Annotated in this window: 12 protein-coding genes; 7 read left to right on the forward strand and 5 right to left on the reverse strand. The window is 60.1% G+C overall.

The window, feature by feature from the left end; translation table 11 throughout:
• The first annotated feature begins 130 nt into the window (after nt 1–130).
• Both E0502_RS03270 and E0502_RS03275 read left to right on the forward strand, forming a co-directional pair.
• Nucleotides 131–2,320 carry a thiamine pyrophosphate-dependent enzyme gene (locus E0502_RS03270; protein ID WP_137676519.1) on the forward strand — a complete coding sequence of 730 codons (2,190 nt, stop codon included), beginning with the start codon at nt 131–133 and terminating at the stop codon, nt 2,318–2,320.
• Nucleotides 2,317–3,351 (forward strand): ACP S-malonyltransferase, encoded by a 1,035-nt coding sequence (locus E0502_RS03275; protein WP_137676520.1) that lies wholly within the window; start codon nt 2,317–2,319, stop codon nt 3,349–3,351. The genes E0502_RS03270 and E0502_RS03275 overlap by 4 nt, the downstream gene beginning before the upstream one ends.
• On the opposite strand, the gene E0502_RS03280 is transcribed toward E0502_RS03275, so the two are convergent.
• The gene (locus tag E0502_RS03280) at nt 3,345–5,357 is read right to left on the reverse strand and encodes a TonB-dependent receptor (RefSeq protein WP_137676521.1); all 2,013 of its coding nucleotides are present in this window, start codon (nt 5,355–5,357) and stop codon (nt 3,345–3,347) included. The genes E0502_RS03275 and E0502_RS03280 overlap by 7 nt on opposite strands.
• Nucleotides 5,358–5,472: 115 nt before the next feature.
• On the opposite strand from E0502_RS03280, the gene E0502_RS03285 reads away from it, so the two are divergent.
• Both E0502_RS03285 and E0502_RS03290 read left to right on the forward strand, forming a co-directional pair.
• Nucleotides 5,473–6,975, forward strand: coding sequence for a flavin-containing monooxygenase (locus tag E0502_RS03285; protein ID WP_137676522.1), 1,503 nt, complete (start codon nt 5,473–5,475; stop codon nt 6,973–6,975).
• A gap of 57 nt (nt 6,976–7,032) precedes the next feature.
• Nucleotides 7,033–7,788 carry a competence/damage-inducible protein A gene (locus E0502_RS03290; RefSeq protein WP_137676523.1) on the forward strand — a complete coding sequence of 252 codons (756 nt, stop codon included), beginning with the start codon at nt 7,033–7,035 and terminating at the stop codon, nt 7,786–7,788.
• 135 nt (nt 7,789–7,923) lie between these two features.
• On the opposite strand, the gene rplA is transcribed toward E0502_RS03290, so the two are convergent.
• From rplA to secE, 4 genes are all read right to left on the reverse strand, one after another.
• Nucleotides 7,924–8,616: a 50S ribosomal protein L1 gene (gene rplA / locus E0502_RS03295; protein ID WP_137676524.1), complete on the reverse strand. Its 693-nt coding sequence runs from the start codon at nt 8,614–8,616 to the stop codon at nt 7,924–7,926.
• 4 nt (nt 8,617–8,620) lie between these two features.
• Nucleotides 8,621–9,052: a 50S ribosomal protein L11 gene (gene rplK, locus E0502_RS03300; RefSeq protein WP_137676525.1), complete on the reverse strand. Its 432-nt coding sequence runs from the start codon at nt 9,050–9,052 to the stop codon at nt 8,621–8,623.
• Nucleotides 9,053–9,208: 156 nt separating this feature from the next.
• The gene (gene nusG, locus E0502_RS03305) at nt 9,209–9,745 is read right to left on the reverse strand and encodes a transcription termination/antitermination protein NusG (RefSeq protein ID WP_137676526.1); all 537 of its coding nucleotides are present in this window, start codon (nt 9,743–9,745) and stop codon (nt 9,209–9,211) included.
• A gap of 31 nt (nt 9,746–9,776) precedes the next feature.
• Entirely contained in the window at nt 9,777–9,986 is a 210-nt protein-coding gene (gene secE, locus E0502_RS03310; protein ID WP_137676527.1) for a preprotein translocase subunit SecE, read from the reverse strand.
• 263 nt (nt 9,987–10,249) lie between these two features.
• On the opposite strand from secE, the gene E0502_RS03315 reads away from it, so the two are divergent.
• The 3 genes from E0502_RS03315 (at nt 10,250) to E0502_RS03325 (ending at nt 16,899) form a co-directional block, all read left to right on the forward strand.
• Entirely contained in the window at nt 10,250–11,767 is a 1,518-nt protein-coding gene (locus tag E0502_RS03315; RefSeq protein ID WP_137676528.1) for an alanine/glycine:cation symporter family protein, read from the forward strand.
• Nucleotides 11,768–12,124: 357 nt separating this feature from the next.
• On the forward strand, nt 12,125–13,813 hold the full coding sequence (locus E0502_RS03320; RefSeq protein ID WP_137676529.1) for a BCCT family transporter: 1,689 nt from the start codon (nt 12,125–12,127) through the stop codon (nt 13,811–13,813).
• Between the two features lie 425 nt (nt 13,814–14,238).
• On the forward strand, nt 14,239–16,899 hold the full coding sequence (locus tag E0502_RS03325; RefSeq protein WP_137676530.1) for a TonB-dependent receptor: 2,661 nt from the start codon (nt 14,239–14,241) through the stop codon (nt 16,897–16,899).
• Nucleotides 16,900–16,963 lie beyond the last annotated feature (64 nt).

Here is a 16,963-nt window from a genome sequence, read left to right on the forward strand (position 1 = left end):
ATGGTTTCCCGAACGATGGGCTGCGGGCAAACAACACACAAGGGCGCGTGTTCAGGGCGCGTGTTCAGTGCGAGTGATTTGGCACAGGAACCGGTTTCAATCGAAATCAAAGCCGCTTAAAGGCGCAGCCATGGATCGTGCGCAAATTGTTCATGAGAATTTCCTTCGGCGCGTGTCCGCAGGTGATCTTCCCTCCGGCAGCGAGCCGTCTGGCGAATTGTCGCCGGATCTCGCAGTGCAGATCTATCGCTCGGGCTGCCTGACGCGCGCGCTCGATATCACCAGCCGCAAGATGCAGGCAGCGGGCGAAGGTTTTTATACTATCGGGTCGTCCGGTCATGAAGGGATGGCTGCAGTCGCGGCATCCTTGCGGCCGACAGACATGGCTTTCCTGCATTACCGTGACGCCGCGTTCCAGATCGAACGCGCCAACCAGGTGCCTGGCCAGTCGATTGCATGGGACATGCTGCTGAGCTTCACCTGTTCGAGCGACGACCCCATCTCGGGCGGGCGGCACAAGGTTCTGGGATCGCGAGCGCTCAACATTCCGCCGCAGACCTCGACCATCGCCAGCCATCTGCCCAAGGCTGTTGGCGCAGCGTACTCGATTGGTCTTGCGAAGCGGGTCAAGCCCGAGCACCGGACCCTGCCCGACGATGCCATCGTGATGTGCAGCTTCGGCGATGCAAGCGCCAACCACTCGACCGCGCAGGGGGCGATCAACACCAGTTGCTGGACCGCGTTCCAGCATGTGCCGATGCCGCTGCTGTGGGTGTGCGAAGACAACGGGATCGGTATCTCGACCAAAACGCCCACGGGATGGATCGCGGCTAATTTCTCGGCGCGGCCCGATCTCGCCTATTTCAGCTGCGACGGGCTCGATATCTACGAGACGTTTCGCACTGCTCGGGCCGCAGCAGAGTTTGTCCGCACCCGGCGCAAGCCCGCCTTTCTGCATATCCGCACCGTGCGGCTGTATGGCCACGCGGGGGCCGATGTGCAGACCACCTATATGTCGAAGTCAGAGGTGGAGGCCGACGAAGCGAACGATCCATTGCTGCACACCGTGCGCCTGCTCGACGCCGCTGGTGCCTTGCCGCGCGAAGAGGCCCTGCCGATATACGAGCGCACGCTGGAGCGGGTCGAGCGGATTCGCACCGAAGCGGTGAGCCGCCCGCGGCTCAAGGATGCCGGACAAGTGATGGCCAGCCTTGTTCCCCCGAACAGGGACAACGCGCCGACCAATGGCCCATCCGACGAAGCGCGGGCAGCAGCGTTCGGCGGCGATATCAAGGCCATGAACAGCCCGCAGATCATGAGCCGCTGTATCAACTGGGCGCTGACCGATCTGATGCTCGAACATCGCGAAATCGCGCTGATGGGCGAGGATGTCTGCGCCAAGGGCGGTGTTTACGGCGTCACTCAGAAGCTGGGCCAGCGTTTCGGGCGCGCGCGGGTAATCGACACCCTGCTCGACGAGCAGTCGATTCTGGGTCTTGCGATCGGCATGGCGCACAATGGCTTCGTCCCCATGCCGGAGATCCAGTTCCTGGCCTATCTGCACAATGCCGAGGACCAGCTGCGCGGTGAAGCCGCGACACTGCCGTTCTTCTCCAACGGTCAGTTCACGAACCCGATGGTCGTGCGGATTGCGGGCCTCGGTTACCAGAAAGGGTTCGGCGGGCACTTCCACAATGACAACAGCTTTGCCGTGCTGCGTGACATTCCCGGCCTGGTGCTGTGCTGCCCCTCGAACGGCGCGGACGCAGCGAAATTGCTGCGCGAATGCACACGCCTGGCGCGCGAAGAGCAAAGGCTTGTGGTCTTCCTCGAACCCATCGCGCTTTACCCGATGCGCGACCTGCACGAGCCGGGCGACGGGCTATGGCTGCGGCATTATCCCGATCCCTCGGAACGGATCGGCTTCGGCGAAGTGTCTGTTCACGGTGACGGCAAGGACCTTGCCATCGTCAGCTACGCAAACGGGCTGCACCTCTCGCTCCAGGCACAGAAGAAGCTGGCGGCAGAAGGTATCGCCGCACGGGTGATCGATCTGCAGTGGCTCAATCCGCTGCCCGAGGCGGCCATGTTGGAGGCCATCGGCGATGCAGCACGCGTGCTGGTGGTCGATGAAACGCGCCGCACCGGCGGGTTGGCAGAAGCGCTGATGGCGCTGCTCAGCGAACAGTGCGACAAACCCGTTGCCCGATGCACCGCGCAAGACAGCTTCATCCCCACCGGCCCGTCCTATGCCGCGACCATGCCCGGAGTGGATGGAATCATCGAAGCGGCGCGCCAGCTGGCGGGAGGCGAAGCATGAAGACGGCAGTGGTCATCTGCCCCGGGCGCGGCACCTACAACAAGGACGAGCTCGGCTATCTTGGGCGACATTTCCCTGACCCGCAGATGCTCGCCGGATTCGACGCACAGCGCGAGAGTGCCGGACAGGATAGCCTATCGGCCCTCGACGGTGCCGACCGTTTCAGCCTTGCGCGGCACACGCGCGGCGACAATGCATCGGGCCTGATTTTCGCCGCGACGCTGGGCGATTTTCTTTCGATTGATCGTGAAGAGATCGAGATCGTCGCAGTCACCGGCAATTCGATGGGCTGGTACTCTGCGCTTGCCTGTGCCGGGGCGCTGTTGCCGCAGGAGGGATTCCGCGTCGCCAACTCCATGGGCACATTTATGCAGGAAGCCCTGATCGGCGGGCAGCTTGTCTACCCCTTCCTCGGCGACGACTGGACGCCCGCCCCTGCACGCAAGGCGGCTCTGCTCAGCCTTGCCACCGACATCGACAACCGCACGGATCACACACTGGCGCTATCGATCGACCTTGGCGGCATGCTGGTGCTCGCGGGCAATGAAGCAGGGCTGAAAGCCTTCGAGCACGCAGTCGAGCCGGTCGACGGGCGTTTTCCCATGCGGCTCGGCAATCATGCTGCATTTCACACGGCTTTGCAGCAACCGGTCGCCGAACGCGGGCGTGCTGCCCTGTCACCAGACCTGTTTAGCCAGCCTGCCCTGCCGATGATCGACGGGCGTGGTTCGATTTGGTGGCCGCATGCGTCGGACACCGCTGCGCTGTGGGATTACACTCTTGGGTGGCAGGTCACGCAGACGTATGATCTCACCCGTGCCATCGCGGTTGCCGCACGCGAGTTCGCCCCGGATCTGTTCATCGTCACCGGCCCCGGAACAACCCTTGGCGGGGCCGTGGCGCAGTCGCTGGTTCTGGCCGACTGGCGCGGGATTGGCAGCAAAGCCGATTTCAAAGCGCGGCAAGATGCCGATCCGGTCCTTGTTTCGATGGGAATGGCCGAGCAGCGTTCATCCGTTACCGGTCAATAGCCGACCCGGATACCGGCCCACACGGTTCGCGGTACGCCAAGATCCACGTCGCCACCCGAGTTGCGCGTCACAATCGTTTCATCGGTCAAATTTTCGCCGCGGAGAACCAGAGCAAACCGGTCTGACAACGGAATTTGCGCATAGGCGCCAACTGTCGTCGCGGCAGGAAGCGCATCTGTTTCCTGATCGCTTTCAAATTGTTTGCCGACATGGCGCAAGGTGGCGGAGAATACCCAGCCATCCGCAGGCCGCCAGCTGGCTGTCGCAGCGGCGGCAAATGCAGGAGACTGCGCCGGCCTGAAGCCATCCAGCGCGATCGATGCGCCGTCACCATCGACCTTGGCATCGGTGTAGGTTGCCGTTGCATCGAGCGAAAATGGGCCGCGTGCAATGGCAAGCCCGGCTTCCACCCCCCGAGCGTCGATTGCCGGGAGGTTACGCCTTTGTCTCAGGTTCGGGGCAAGTGTGACATTGGCAATGGCGTTCTCGACGCGGTTGTCGAACGCGGTCAGCGATAGCGCCACGCCGTCCGCCGGCGCAAAGTCGATGCCTGCCTCCAACCCTTCGAGTTTTTCATTCTCGAGCGCGGCGTTCGCTTGTGTGACGACGGGAAACACGACGAATGGTCTGTAAAGTTCGTTGAGGGTCGGCAGCCGCAGGCCGGAATAGATCGCCGCACGCAGCCGCATGGCATCCGAAGCCTGCCAAGCGGCACCGGCGCGATAGGTTGCTGTCCATTCCGACCGATCAGGCGATACGGTCTCCGACACAAGCGCACCGTCAGAGTCGATCGCGCGAAAGAAACCGTCGGCGATGATCGTCCGATCCGCCCGCAGACCTGCGGTCAGAATTACCGGACCGACCGACCAGTCGTCCTCGATGAAGAACCCAATATCGGAATTTGTCCCACCTGCCCGCCGCCGCTGGGTCAAATTGCCACTGAACGCGCTGTACGCTTCCTCCTGCAGCTCTCCGTTCGACCGGCGATAGTCCGCGCCGATGCGCAGGACATGGTCGGCACCGACCGGCGGACGGACCTCCAGCTTGCCTCCGATACCGGTGGACGGAGTGTTGCGTTGGTCGAGCACGCGCATAAATCGCGTGGAACTGATCACGACATTGGAAAAATTGCGTGCCTGCAGATAGGCGACAGCATCGACCTGCCAGTCCCCGCGACTGACCAGTCTTAGGCTCGCATCCTGTCCTTCGCTCGAAGAATTCGCGCCGTCGAAACGCAGGGTGCGCTCGTCGCGAAACGCCAGACCGCGCACCTGAAGCTCGACTGTGTCCGACAGCGGTGCAACCCCGCGCAAGCCGACCGACCAGCTATCGAAACGCGCGCGCGCCGATGCCGGCACACGGTCGGCTGCAGGGGTCGTGAAGAAGCCCTGGCCGCGGTCCCAGCGGCCGCTGAGCACGGCAAAGCCACTGCCAAGCTCCGGCGCTATCGTTGCGCTTGCTTCGGTTTCTCCCCGGTTGTTGGCCAGCAGTGAACCACTTGCAAAACCAAGCTCCGATGCATCGGCACTTTCCAGTTCGATAGTACCGGCCAATGCGCCGGCCCCGAACGGGCCAGACCCGCCCCCACGCGTGACCCGGATGCTGGACAGGCGTTCCGGTGCGATGGATGACAGCGGGATGTAGCCGAAAAACGGATCTGCCATCGGCACCCCGTCGAGCAGGACCAGCGCCCGGCTTGTCGCGTTCCCGCCCAGGGCTCTCAAAGTAACCCCTTGCGCGCTCGGATTGGACGAACGGCTGTCTGATCGGCGGAATTGCTGGAAACCAGCGACAGCGCCCAGAACATCTTCGATCCGGCCGGATGGCGCCGTCAGGATCTGCTCGCGGTCGATCTCGCGACTGGCATAGGCGACAGCGGCGGGCGTTTCATTCAGGCCCCGCCCCGTCACGACAATCGGCTCAGGATCGGGCTCTTTATCAATCTCCTGAGCCGCGACAGGAGCGAGGCAGAGAGCGAGAAGTGGTGCAGCGGACAGGGATTTCATGCGAAACATAAGCCGTCCCTAGCGAAAGGTTCCTCAGCAGTCAGTTTCAATTTGCTATCGGGACTCGCGTTGACGCTCCGAATGGTTTACCTAAACGTCAAGAGGAGAGGACATTATGCTCGCAACCGCACCCGATTTTGATGTGTTGATCGTCGGCGCCGGTATTTCCGGCATCGGGATGGCCGCTCATATGGAGATGCTCTGCCCGGGTCGCAGCTATGCCATCATCGAGCGGCGCGAGAACCTCGGCGGCACCTGGGACCTGTTCCGCTATCCGGGCATCCGGTCGGACAGTGACATGCACACGCTGGGCTTTGTTTTCGAGCCGTGGAAGCATGAGAAAAGCATTGCTGATGCCCCTGCCATTCTCGACTATCTCAACACAATCGTGGACGAGCGCGGCATCCGTGAGCACATTCGCTACCAGCACAAGGTGATTTCTGCCGACTGGCGCGAAGACGAGGCGCGCTGGCATGTGACCATGGAAAAGGCGGACGGCTCGCAAACCGTGATGACCGCCAACTTCCTTTATCTCGCTTCCGGTTATTACGATTACGATGCCCCCTACGATCCGGGTTTCGAATTCGCCGATTTTGACGGGCAGGTGATCCACCCGCAGTTCTGGCCGGAAGATCTCGACTATTCGGGCAAGAAAATCGTCGTAATCGGATCAGGCGCAACCGCTGTTACCATCGTGCCATCCATGGCAGACAAGGCGGCCAAGGTGACAATGCTCCAGCGCACGCCGACCTGGATGTTCTCCCGCCCCGCGAAAGACGGTCTGGCCAATTTCTTGCGCAAGGTCTTGCCGGAAAAACTCGCTTACAAGATCACTCGCTGGAAAAATATCAAGCTGCAGGATTTCGGCTTCAAGCGCGCGCGCACCAAGCCGGACAAGATGGCCGCCGACCTCCACAAACGCATTCGCAAGTCGATGGGCGAAGATTTCAATCTTGCCGATTTCACGCCGCCCTACAATCCCTGGGACCAGCGCCTATGCCTGGTACCGGACGACGATCTGTTCGAAGCGATGAAAAGCGGCAAGGCCGATGTCGTCACGGGACGCATCAAACGTTTCGTCAAAGGCGGCATCGAACTTGAAAGCGGTGATGTCATCGACGCCGATATCATCGTCACTGCAACCGGCCTCACCCTCGCTCTTGCCGGCAAAATCGCAGTAAGCCAGAATGGCGAGCCAGTCGATTTCAGCCAGCGCTTCTACTACAAGGGCTGCATGTTCTCGAACCTGCCCAACCTTGCGGTGGTGTTCGGATATCTCAACGCCAGCTGGACCCTGAGAGCCGATATCAATTCGGAATTCGTTTGCCGGGTGCTCAACAAGATGGAAGCGAAAGGCGTTGATATCGCTGTGGCAGAACTGCCTGAAGACCATGGTCTTGAAGAGGATGATCTGTTCGATTTCTCTTCCGGCTACATTCAGCGCGGCAAGCATATCATGCCCAAGAGTGCGACATCTTACCCGTGGCGCCTCAACCAGGAATATCTGTTCGATCGCAAGGTCCTGCGTGAAAGCCCGGTTGAAGACGGATTGCTCGCGTTCCGAAAAGCCGGGGCCAACACAGCCAATCCGGACGAGCAGCTCCAAGCCGCAGAGTGAAGCGGGAAAGGCGAAAGCCCTCTTCCCCTTGCCGCGCCGCTAGCCTAACCGGTCGGCATGGCTGAACGCATCTACACTGCAGGACTCGTCGTGATCGGCGACGAGATCCTCTCCGGGCGGACGCACGACAAGAACATCGCGCAAGTCGCCAGCTGGCTGCAGGTGCAAGGCATCCGGCTGGCCGAGGTGCGCGTGGTGCCCGATGTGATCGACCGGATCGTGGAGGCGGTCAACGCGCTTCGCGAGGCCAACGATTATCTCTTCACCACCGGCGGGATAGGCCCGACCCATGATGACATCACCGTGGATGCGGTTGCCAAGGCGCTTGGCGTCGAAGTGATCATCCATCCCGATGCTCGCGCCATTCTGGAGCGGTTCTACGCCGACAAGGGCGGCGTGAACGAAGGCCGATTGCGCATGGCGCGGGCGCCGCAAGGGGCGGAACTGATCCCCAATCGCATGTCGGGCGCACCCGGCCTGCGGATCGGCAAAGTGCACCTGATGGCAGGCGTACCGCATATTACCGCCGGGATGCTCGACGCCCTGACCGGGACGCTGGAAGGCGGGGCGCCATTGCTGAGCGAGACCGTGGGCGGCTTCATCCCTGAAAGCGAAGTCTCGGCTCTCCTGCGCGAAGTCGAGCAAGCGCATGAGAATTGCCAGATCGGCAGTTATCCATTCTTCCGCGAAGGCAAGGTCGGATCAAACTTCGTGATCCGTTCGACCGATGCCGATGCGCTGCAGAGCTGTATGCACAGTCTGTGCGAAGGCCTCGGCGAACTCGGCTTCGATTTCACTCCCGGCGGGATATAGCGCAGGCCGACTGTCTTGCCGGATGGGTCATCCGCAGCAGCGCGCCCCCCTGCCTGCGCATAGACCCGCGCATGGAAAAGGGGCCGAAGGATTGCTCCTCCGGCCCCTGATCTTATCCGATTGGAATGGTTCGGCTTACGCGCCTTCGATCTCTGCAAGGTCAACCTTGAGGCCCGGGCCCATCGTGGAGGTCAGCGTGACCTTCCGGACGTATTTGCCCTTGGAACCGGTCGGCTTCGCTTTCACGATCGCGTCGGTCATCGCCTTGAAGTTTTCCTTCAGCGCGTCGTCCTTGAACGACAGCTTGCCGATACCCGAATGAATGATGCCATTCTTTTCGACGCGGAATTCGATCTGGCCGCCCTTGGCGTCCTTCACAGCCTGCTCCACGTTCGGAGTGACCGTGCCGAGCTTCGGGTTCGGCATCAGGCCCTTGGGGCCGAGGATCTTGCCGAGACGACCGACCACACCCATCATGTCAGGGGTGGCAATCACGCGGTCATAATCGAGGTTGCCGGCCTGCATGTCTTCCATCAGGTCTTCGGCGCCGACCTTGTCTGCACCTGCGGCGAGCGCCTTGTCGGCATTGTCGCCCTTGGCGAACACGGCGACCTTCACATCCTTGCCCGTGCCTGACGGCAGCGAGACCATGCCGCGGACCATCTGGTCTGCGTGACGCGGGTCGACACCGAGGTTCATGGCGACTTCGACGGTTTCGTCGAATTTCGACTTGTGCTCGCGCAGCACCTTGATCGCATCGTCGACACTGTAGAGTGTTTCACGGTCGAGCTTGGCAACAATTTGCTGCTTCTTGGTCTGTTTTGCCATGATCTTAGCCCTCCACCACGTCGAGACCCATCGAACGCGCGCTGCCTTCGATGATCTTGGTTGCCTGTTCGATGTCGTTCGCGTTCAGGTCCGCCATCTTCTGTTCGGCGATTTCCGTCAGCGCGGAACGCTTGATGGTTCCGGCCGATACCTTGCCAGGCTCGCTCGAGCCGGACTTCAGCTTGGCCGCCTTCTTGATCAGGAAGCTCGCCGGGGGCGTTTTGGTGACAAAGGTAAAGCTTTTGTCGGCAAACACGGTGATCGTGGTCGGAATCGGCATGTTCTTTTCCAAGTCGCCGGTGGCGGCGTTGAAAGCCTTGCAGAATTCCATGATGTTGACGCCGCGCTGACCCAGTGCCGGGCCGATAGGCGGTGAGGGATTTGCGGCACCGGCCGGTACCTGCAGCTTGATATAGCCGTCGATCTTCTTGGCCATAGTGGCCTCCTATTCACACTGTCAGGCGAGCAATGCTGCGCGCCTTCATGTTAAGCGGTCAAACGGCTTGCCGAGGCACGCCTCCCGCACGGGTTTTCCGGCTCACAGCCGGAAAGTCGGCGCCTCTAACGCGAGGCACCGCAAAACGCAACAAGATTACTTGACCAGCTCGACCTGTTCGAACTCGAGCTCGACCGGGGTCGCACGGCCGAAGATCGAAACGCTGACCTTGACCTTGGCCTTGTCGAAATCGAGCTCTTCGACCACGCCGTTGAAGCTGGCGAACGGCCCGTCGAGAACCTTGACCTGATCGCCGATTTCGTAGTCGACGCTGATCTCTTTCTTCGGTGCCGACTTGGCTTCTTCGACGCCGCCGAAATAGCGCGCGGCCTCTTTTTCGGAGATCGCCTGCGGCTTGTTGTTGTTGCCGAGGAAGCCGGTCACCTTGGGTGTATTCTTGACCAGGTGATAGACATCGTCGGTCATGGTCAGCTTGGCCAGAACGTATCCGGGCATGAACTTGCGCTCTACCTGGACCTTCTTGCCCCGCTTCACCTCAGTCACGGTTTCAGTCGGAACTTCGACCTCTTCGACCGCTTCGGACAGGCCGAGACGTTCTGCCTCTGAAATGATCGCGTCGCGAACTTTGTTCTCGAAGCCGGAATAGGCGTGGATGATGTACCAGCGGGCCATTGTGATCCTTAAGTCTTTCGGGGAGCGAAAATCAGGCGAGCGTCAGAAGCCAGCCGACGAGGGCGCTGAAGGCCGAATCGACACCGAGGAAGAACAGCGACAGAATCAACACCATGATGCCGACGAAAATCGCGGTGGTGATCGTTTCCTGACGAGTGGGCCAGACGACCTTGCTCGTTTCCGCGCGAACCTGGTTCACGAACTCGGCGGGCGATGTCTTGCGCTTCTTCTCTTCAGCCATGATGGCGTGTTCCGTCCTGCAAATTTATCCTGCCTTCCGGGATGGGGGTTTCGCCGACCCGGTTCAAGTCCGGGAGGGGCTTATCCTTCATCAATGTCGGAAGACGGCAGCTATCTAGGCCCGGGTTGCGGCAAAAGCAAGCCACCGCCTGCCAACCGTGGTCAAGAGTGCGCAAGCCGGTTTTGCCCCTTCCCTTGCGCGCCGCTCGGCACTAGCGTGCGCGCTTTCCTGAGGGACAAGATTAAAGAGGGGACGCCAGGACAATGGCAACGCAATCCGATCCGGCACTGGAGCTGGTCACCAATGTAGCTGATTTCATGTGGGGTGGTCAGTGGAATGGGGCCGATGTGCTGCCATTCCCTCCGATGGCAATTATCCTGCTGGGCGGCGGCCTGTTCATGATGATCGGCCTGAAATTCTACCCAATCCGCAAGCTATGGGTTTCGATCACTGGCCTGTTCGCCGGGCGCAAAGGATCTGGCTCCGGTGAAATTTCACCCTTCGCGGCCCTTTCGACAGCGCTTTCGGGCCAAGTCGGAACGGGTAATCTCGCGGGTGTCGCATCGGCGATCGCTCTAGGGGGACCTGGCGCGATCTTCTGGATGTGGATCACCGCCTTGATCGGGATGTCATTGGCTTTTGCCGAAGGCTCGCTAGCCATCCGCTACCGCGAACAAACTTCGGACGGTGTCTATCGCGGCGGACCGATGACCTACATCATGATGGGCCTCGGGCCGAAATACACCTGGCTCGCAGTGGTGTTCTGTATCCTGCTGCTGTTCTCCGCGTTGGTGACTGGTAATGCCATTCAAGCCAATGCAGTCGCCGATGGGATCAAGGAACTGTTCGGCTTCACTGAAATCGTCGGCGGGTCAATCGTCGCGATAGCCGTGTTCGCAGTGATTATCGGCGGCATCAAGTCGATCGGCAGCGTGGCTGAGAAAGTCATTCCGTTCATGGCTGGTCTCTACATCGTCCTCGCGATTGTTGTGCTGGCGATGAATGCCCCTCTGATCCCTGCGACTTTCGGGCTGATTTTTGAAAGTGCATTCAATCCTGCTGCCGCAACCGGCGGATTTGCAGGGGCGCTGATGATTCTGGCAATCCGCGCCGGTGTCGCCCGCGGCCTGTTCTCGAACGAGGCCGGCCAAGGTTCGACGCCAATCGCACACGCAGTCGCGCAAACGGACGATCCCGAACAGCAGGGTCGCATGGCGATGCTCGGGACGTTCATCGACACGGTCGTGATCTGCACCATGACTGCCTTGGTCATTCTGACGGTCCAAGGCAGCTTTGCCGTGGGCGGCGATAGCACCGAGACGGTCAGCTACGCCTGGCAAACCACCATGGACCCGATCGCGATGACTTCGAGCGCTTTTGGAACGGCCATGCCGTTTGAAATCGCTGGCATCCCGTTCGGGACCCTCGTTGTCGGCGTGGTGCTGGTGCTGTTCGTTTTCACCACCCTTCTGACGTGGAGCTATTACGGCGAGCGTGCAATCACGTTCCTGTACGATCGCATTCCCGGCTCCACCCGCAGTGGAGAGAAGAAACTGCACATAGTGTGGCGTGTCTTCTGGTGTATCGTCATCGTGCTGGGCGCCAGTCAGAAGTCGGACTTCGTCTGGCGACTGGGCGACATCTCGAATGCTTCCATGGTGGTGCCAAACCTGATTGCCCTGTTGTTGCTTTCGGGTGTCGTTTTCAAACTGGCGCAAGGCCAGAAGGACGCCGGTCCGACGCACACGGCCGAGACGCCGGAAGAACCGGAAGAATATTGATGCCAGGCCGACGCGCCGCCTGATCGCGGCGCGTCGGCCTGCAGCAATTCATCGCGGCCAATGGGCGTGCTGCACGCCTGTTCGCGTCTTGTGTCCGAGTTGGTCGGCAGTGCCGGGATAGTTCCGGTTCGCCCGCAAATTTGCGCCAGAGATCCCTCGCGCATCGGCACAGAACTTTTGCCCCGTACGGCGCCGTTTTGCCGAGGGTCCTTTTCAATTGAGATTTTATCCGGGACGCTGCGGTTTGCAATGTGGGGCCGGCCACCTATGCTGGCCGCCACCCCTCCTTTGTGAATCTTCACAGCAGCTGCTTCCAAGTCGAAGCCATTGCCCAGGCCCGAGAGACAAATCTCACTCATGACCAATGAATCCCCAGCACCCGTCCTGCCGCCATTGACCGATCTGCCCATCGCAACGGCCAATGACGGATTTTACGGGGGATTCAGCAAACAGGTAACGATCCCTTCGAAAATCATCGTCAGCATGCTCATCGCATGGGCGATATTCTTCCCGGCCCAAGCCAGTGAGACACTTGCCGCAGCCAATGAAACCATCATCCGGCAGTTCGCTGGCTGGTATGTTTATCTTGTCGCGTTCCTGATGCTGGTCGTTGCGCTGATCGCCGTTGTCCCTCAGTCCGGCAGCCTGCGCCTTGGCGCGCCCGGTGAGCAGCCGGAATTCTCCCGTTTCTCGTGGTTCTCCATGCTCTTCGGTGCCGGAATTGGCATCGGTATGCTGACTTATTCTACCGGAGAGCCGCTGGCGCATTTCCAGAACAATCCGGACATCATTCGCGGGATGGTCGACCCGGTGTCGGCGGAGACAGTCCGTTCGGCCTACACCTATACTTTTCTCCACTGGGGATTTGCCGCATGGGCGACATACGCGCTGGTCGGGCTGGCCATCGGCTACGTATCCTACCGGCGCGGCCTGCCGCTGACGATCAGGTCGAGCCTTGTACCTCTTTTCGGCGAACGGATGTCCGGCCTCAGCGGCCACGTGGTCGATATCGTCGCGGTTGTTGCGACGATCCTCGGCGTTGCCGTGACGCTCAGCTTCGGGGTGGAGCAGTTCGTGGCTGGCCTGGACCGGCTGGGACTGGGCGGATGGACGCTGAACGATGCCGGAACCGCGTCCGCGCCAGCCATCATCATCGCTGTGGTGCTGCTGGTCGGGGCTTCCACCCTGTCGGCGCTGTCGGGCGTCGGCAAGGGCATCAAGTGGCTCTCCAACATCAACATGGTGCTGTCCTTCGTATTGCTCGCGATCTTCCTGCTGTTTGGTTCGGGGCTGTTCGGTCTTGAACTGCTTGCCCGCGGTGTGTTCGACTATCTTGTCAGCCTGCCTGAAATCTCACTCACCTGGTTCACGCCCGACGGCACCGCCGAGGGTGCGGCGCTGGCGCAATGGCAACTGGACTGGTCGGTGTTCTACTGGGCGTGGTGGATCGCATTTGCGCCCTTCGTCGGAATGTTCATTGCACGGGTCTCGCGCGGGCGGACCCTGCGCGAATATGTTTTCGGCGTGGTCCTGGTGCCATCGTTGATGTGCTTCATCTGGATGGCGCTAGCGGGCGGCACAGCGATCGACCTGGAACTGTCCGGCGTGGCCGGAGGACAAATCCTCGATGCGACGATCTCCGATCAACTTTACGCAACACTGGCATTGCTAAGCAGTGACGGCGTGGCGCTCGTGCTTTCGGGGCTCGTCGTCATTCTGCTCATGACCTATCTGATCACTTCGGCCGACAGTGCCATTCTGATCGTCAACACGATCAACGGAGCTGGTTCGGACGAAGGGGAGCGCCGCCACCATATCGTGTTCTGGGGTTCGGCCATCGGTCTGGTGGTCGCCAGCATGCTGATCGTTGGCGGCATTAACGCGATCCAGACGACGATGATCATCGGCGCGTTGCCGTTCAGTTTCGTGGTGCTGCTGATGGCGATCTCGAGCGCGAAAGCGGTGATCTACGATATCCGCCGGAAGAGGCACGGTGTCGAAACCCATTGCGAAAACATTCTTGCAGAGCGTTCGCCCGCAGCCTGAACCAACAGTCAGACAGCGGCCATCTAGCCGCCATCTATACATATTCTGCACTTGCGCCAGGCACCGATCTTGGTGGTATAATCACGAACAGAATAAGCAAAAAGTTATGAATAGAAATAGAATAGAAATATCTCTATTTTAGTATGCTTGACGTTCACCAAACTATAATTGTTTTATGCTCGGTGGAAAATTCTGATTTTGCAGAATAGAATCAAAAAGAAAGCCACCTCAATCAGTGTGATTATTGTGTCACGCATCGCGGATTTCCTCGAAATTTCCGCCGAAGTCCGGTGGATTGCCCCAATTTGCTTTGCTAGGCGCCCCGCCGAATGTCGGAAAACTGCGTTTTTCGAAGTCGCTTCATATTTACGCCTTCCGCAATTCTCGCGCAGGGCTCGCAAGATCTGCGAACAGGGGAAATCGAAATGAAAAACCTTCTCAGCAGCGCGTCGATTGGCGCGTTGGCTATTGTCGCCGCATCGCCCGCGCTCGCCCAAGAGCAAGCCGCACCAGCCGCGCAGCAACGTCAGGGCGGCGTAAAGCCAATCATCGTGACGGCGCAGAAGAAGAGCGAAGACCTGCAGGACGTTCCGATTTCCGTCCAAGCACTCAGCGCGGAAGGCCTGGAAGAGCTGAATATCGATACGTTCGCGGATTACCTCGACCAGCTACCCACGGTCACTGCTGGTGGCAGCGGGCCGGGTCAGTCGACGATCTATATTCGCGGGCTTGCCTCGACCACACCCAACCTCACCACGGCTGGAGTCGCCGGTCTGGCGCCCAATGTCGCGCTTTATCTGGACGAACAACCGCTTGCGCAGCCGGGCCGCAACCTCGATGTGTATGCCGCCGATCTGGAGCGGATCGAAGTTCTGTCCGGCCCTCAGGGCACGCTGTTCGGTGCAAGTTCACAGGCCGGCGTCGTCCGTCTTATTACAGCCAAGCCTGATCTCGCCGGCTTCAGCGCCAGCGCGACGGGCGGCGTGTCGTTCACCAAGAATGGCGAGACGAGCTACAAGGCGGAAGCCATGCTCAACGTGCCGGTTACCGATAGCTTCGGCCTGCGCGGCGTCGTCTTTCTTGACGATCAGGGCGGCTATATCGACAACGTGCAAGGCACGCGCACCACGCGTGAAAGCGCGCGTTTCCGCCCAGCGGGCACGGTCCGCTCCAACGGTGTGCCGGTGAACGCCAACCGCGCCGGCTTCCAGTCCGATCCGGCGACACTGGCGCTGATTGATGCCAATGTGAACTTCATCGCCGCCGACAATGCGGGCCTTGTCGAGGAAGATTTCAACGACACCCAGTACTCCGGTTTCCGGATTACCGCCCTCTATGAATTTGGCCCAGACTGGACACTCACTCTCGCGCACACCCGCCAGAGCGTCGAGTCCGACGGCGTCTTTTTCGCCGATCCGGAACTGGATCTCGATGATCTCGAGGTCCAGCGGTTCGAGGAAGATCGCCTCGAAGATGATTTCTCCAACACCAGCTGGACCGTCGAGGGCCGCATCGCGATGCTCGATGTTGTCTACACCGGCGCATACACTGATCGTGAGACGGAACAGCGGGTCGATTATTCCGACTACCTCTTTGTCGGTCAGTATCTGCCGTATTACATCTGCGACGGATCGGTCAGCTATCCCGGTGCAGGTGGCCCGACCGGGACATGCCAGGCGCCGAATCTTTACGTCACCTCGGCCAGCGACACGACCGTTTTCACGCAGGAACTGCGGTTCAGCACGCCGCAGGAGAACCGCTGGCGGGTAACTGCGGGCGGTTTCTATTCCGATCTCGAACTGAAAGAGCGCAATGACTTTGCCTATCCGGGCAATGTGATTGCGCAGCCGTTCGGCGCGTTCAAGCCGAACTTCCCGCAGGCGGGCTTCAACACCGATCCGGGTCCGTTCCCAACCGATACGATTTTCCGCAACGACATCCGCCGGACGGACGAGCAGTTCGGCATTTTCGGTGAAGCAAGCTTCGACATCGTCGAGGACCTGTTCACAGTAACTCTGGGCGCCCGCTACTACGACATCAAGGTCGACTTCGAGGGCAGCGCCAACGGTTCGTTCTGCAACAGTTTCAGTGCAACCGACCAGAACGCGTTTGGCACCGACCTGAACGACCTTTACGATGGCGACGGTCAGTTCACCTTCATCGGCAGCTGTAACCCGGCTCTGCGCCAGACCTTCCAGCAAGGTGACAGTCTGGCAGATATTCAGGCCGCAGGCTTGAGTGCTGGTCAGGCACAGCAGGTGTTCAACGCGCTTGCTGCGCCCGACAAAGCGGAAACCACAGGCACGATTTTCAAGGGGACGGCAACCCTGACCCCAACGCAGGACTTGCTGTTCTATGCCACTTACTCGGAAGGCTTCCGGCCGGGTCTGCTGAATCGTCCCGGCGGTGCGCAGGGCGCCAACGGATTCACCGTGCCGTTCGAGCTTGAGACCGACGAGGTCAAAAACTACGAAATCGGCTGGAAAATGGATCTTATCGATGGGCAGCTGCGCTTTAACGGCAGTGCCTTCTACGTGGACATAAGTCGTTTGCAGACGACGATCTTCGACCCGAGCATCACCAATCTGTTCTTCTCCGACAATGCGGCGAATGCAGAGATCAAAGGCGTGGAAGCCGACTTCACGATCGCACCATACAGCGCGCCCGGGCTCACCATCGCAGGCGCGTTCTCGATCCTCGACACAGAGGTGACGGAAGTTCTGACCCCGACGAACGATGTTCTGGCAGGGTCCGACCTCGCGTTCGCACCTTCATTCCAGGGCAATCTGCGGGTCCGTTACGAATTCGATCTGAATGACACCCTTGGCGCTTACATCCAGCCCCAGGTCTCGCATTCTGCATCGAAGCTGACCGACATCATCGAAATCAACAAGCTGAGACTGGAAAGTTATACCGTGTTCGACCTGTCGGCCGGTGTCACGAGCGACGCATGGAAGTTCGAAGTGTTCGGCGAAAATCTGTTCGACGAACGCGCTCAGATCTCGGGCAATTACGTCAACGATCGGGCTCGCATCACGACGAACCGTCCGCTCACTGTCGGCTTCCGGGTTTCGTACGACTACTGAGACACGGGACGAGGATAAGGCGGCGGGCAGGCTTCACGGCTTGCCCGCCGCTTTGCATTTCTGG

The organism is Parerythrobacter lutipelagi (genome assembly GCF_005434975.1).
Lineage (GTDB): Bacteria > Pseudomonadota > Alphaproteobacteria > Sphingomonadales > Sphingomonadaceae > Parerythrobacter_A > Parerythrobacter_A lutipelagi.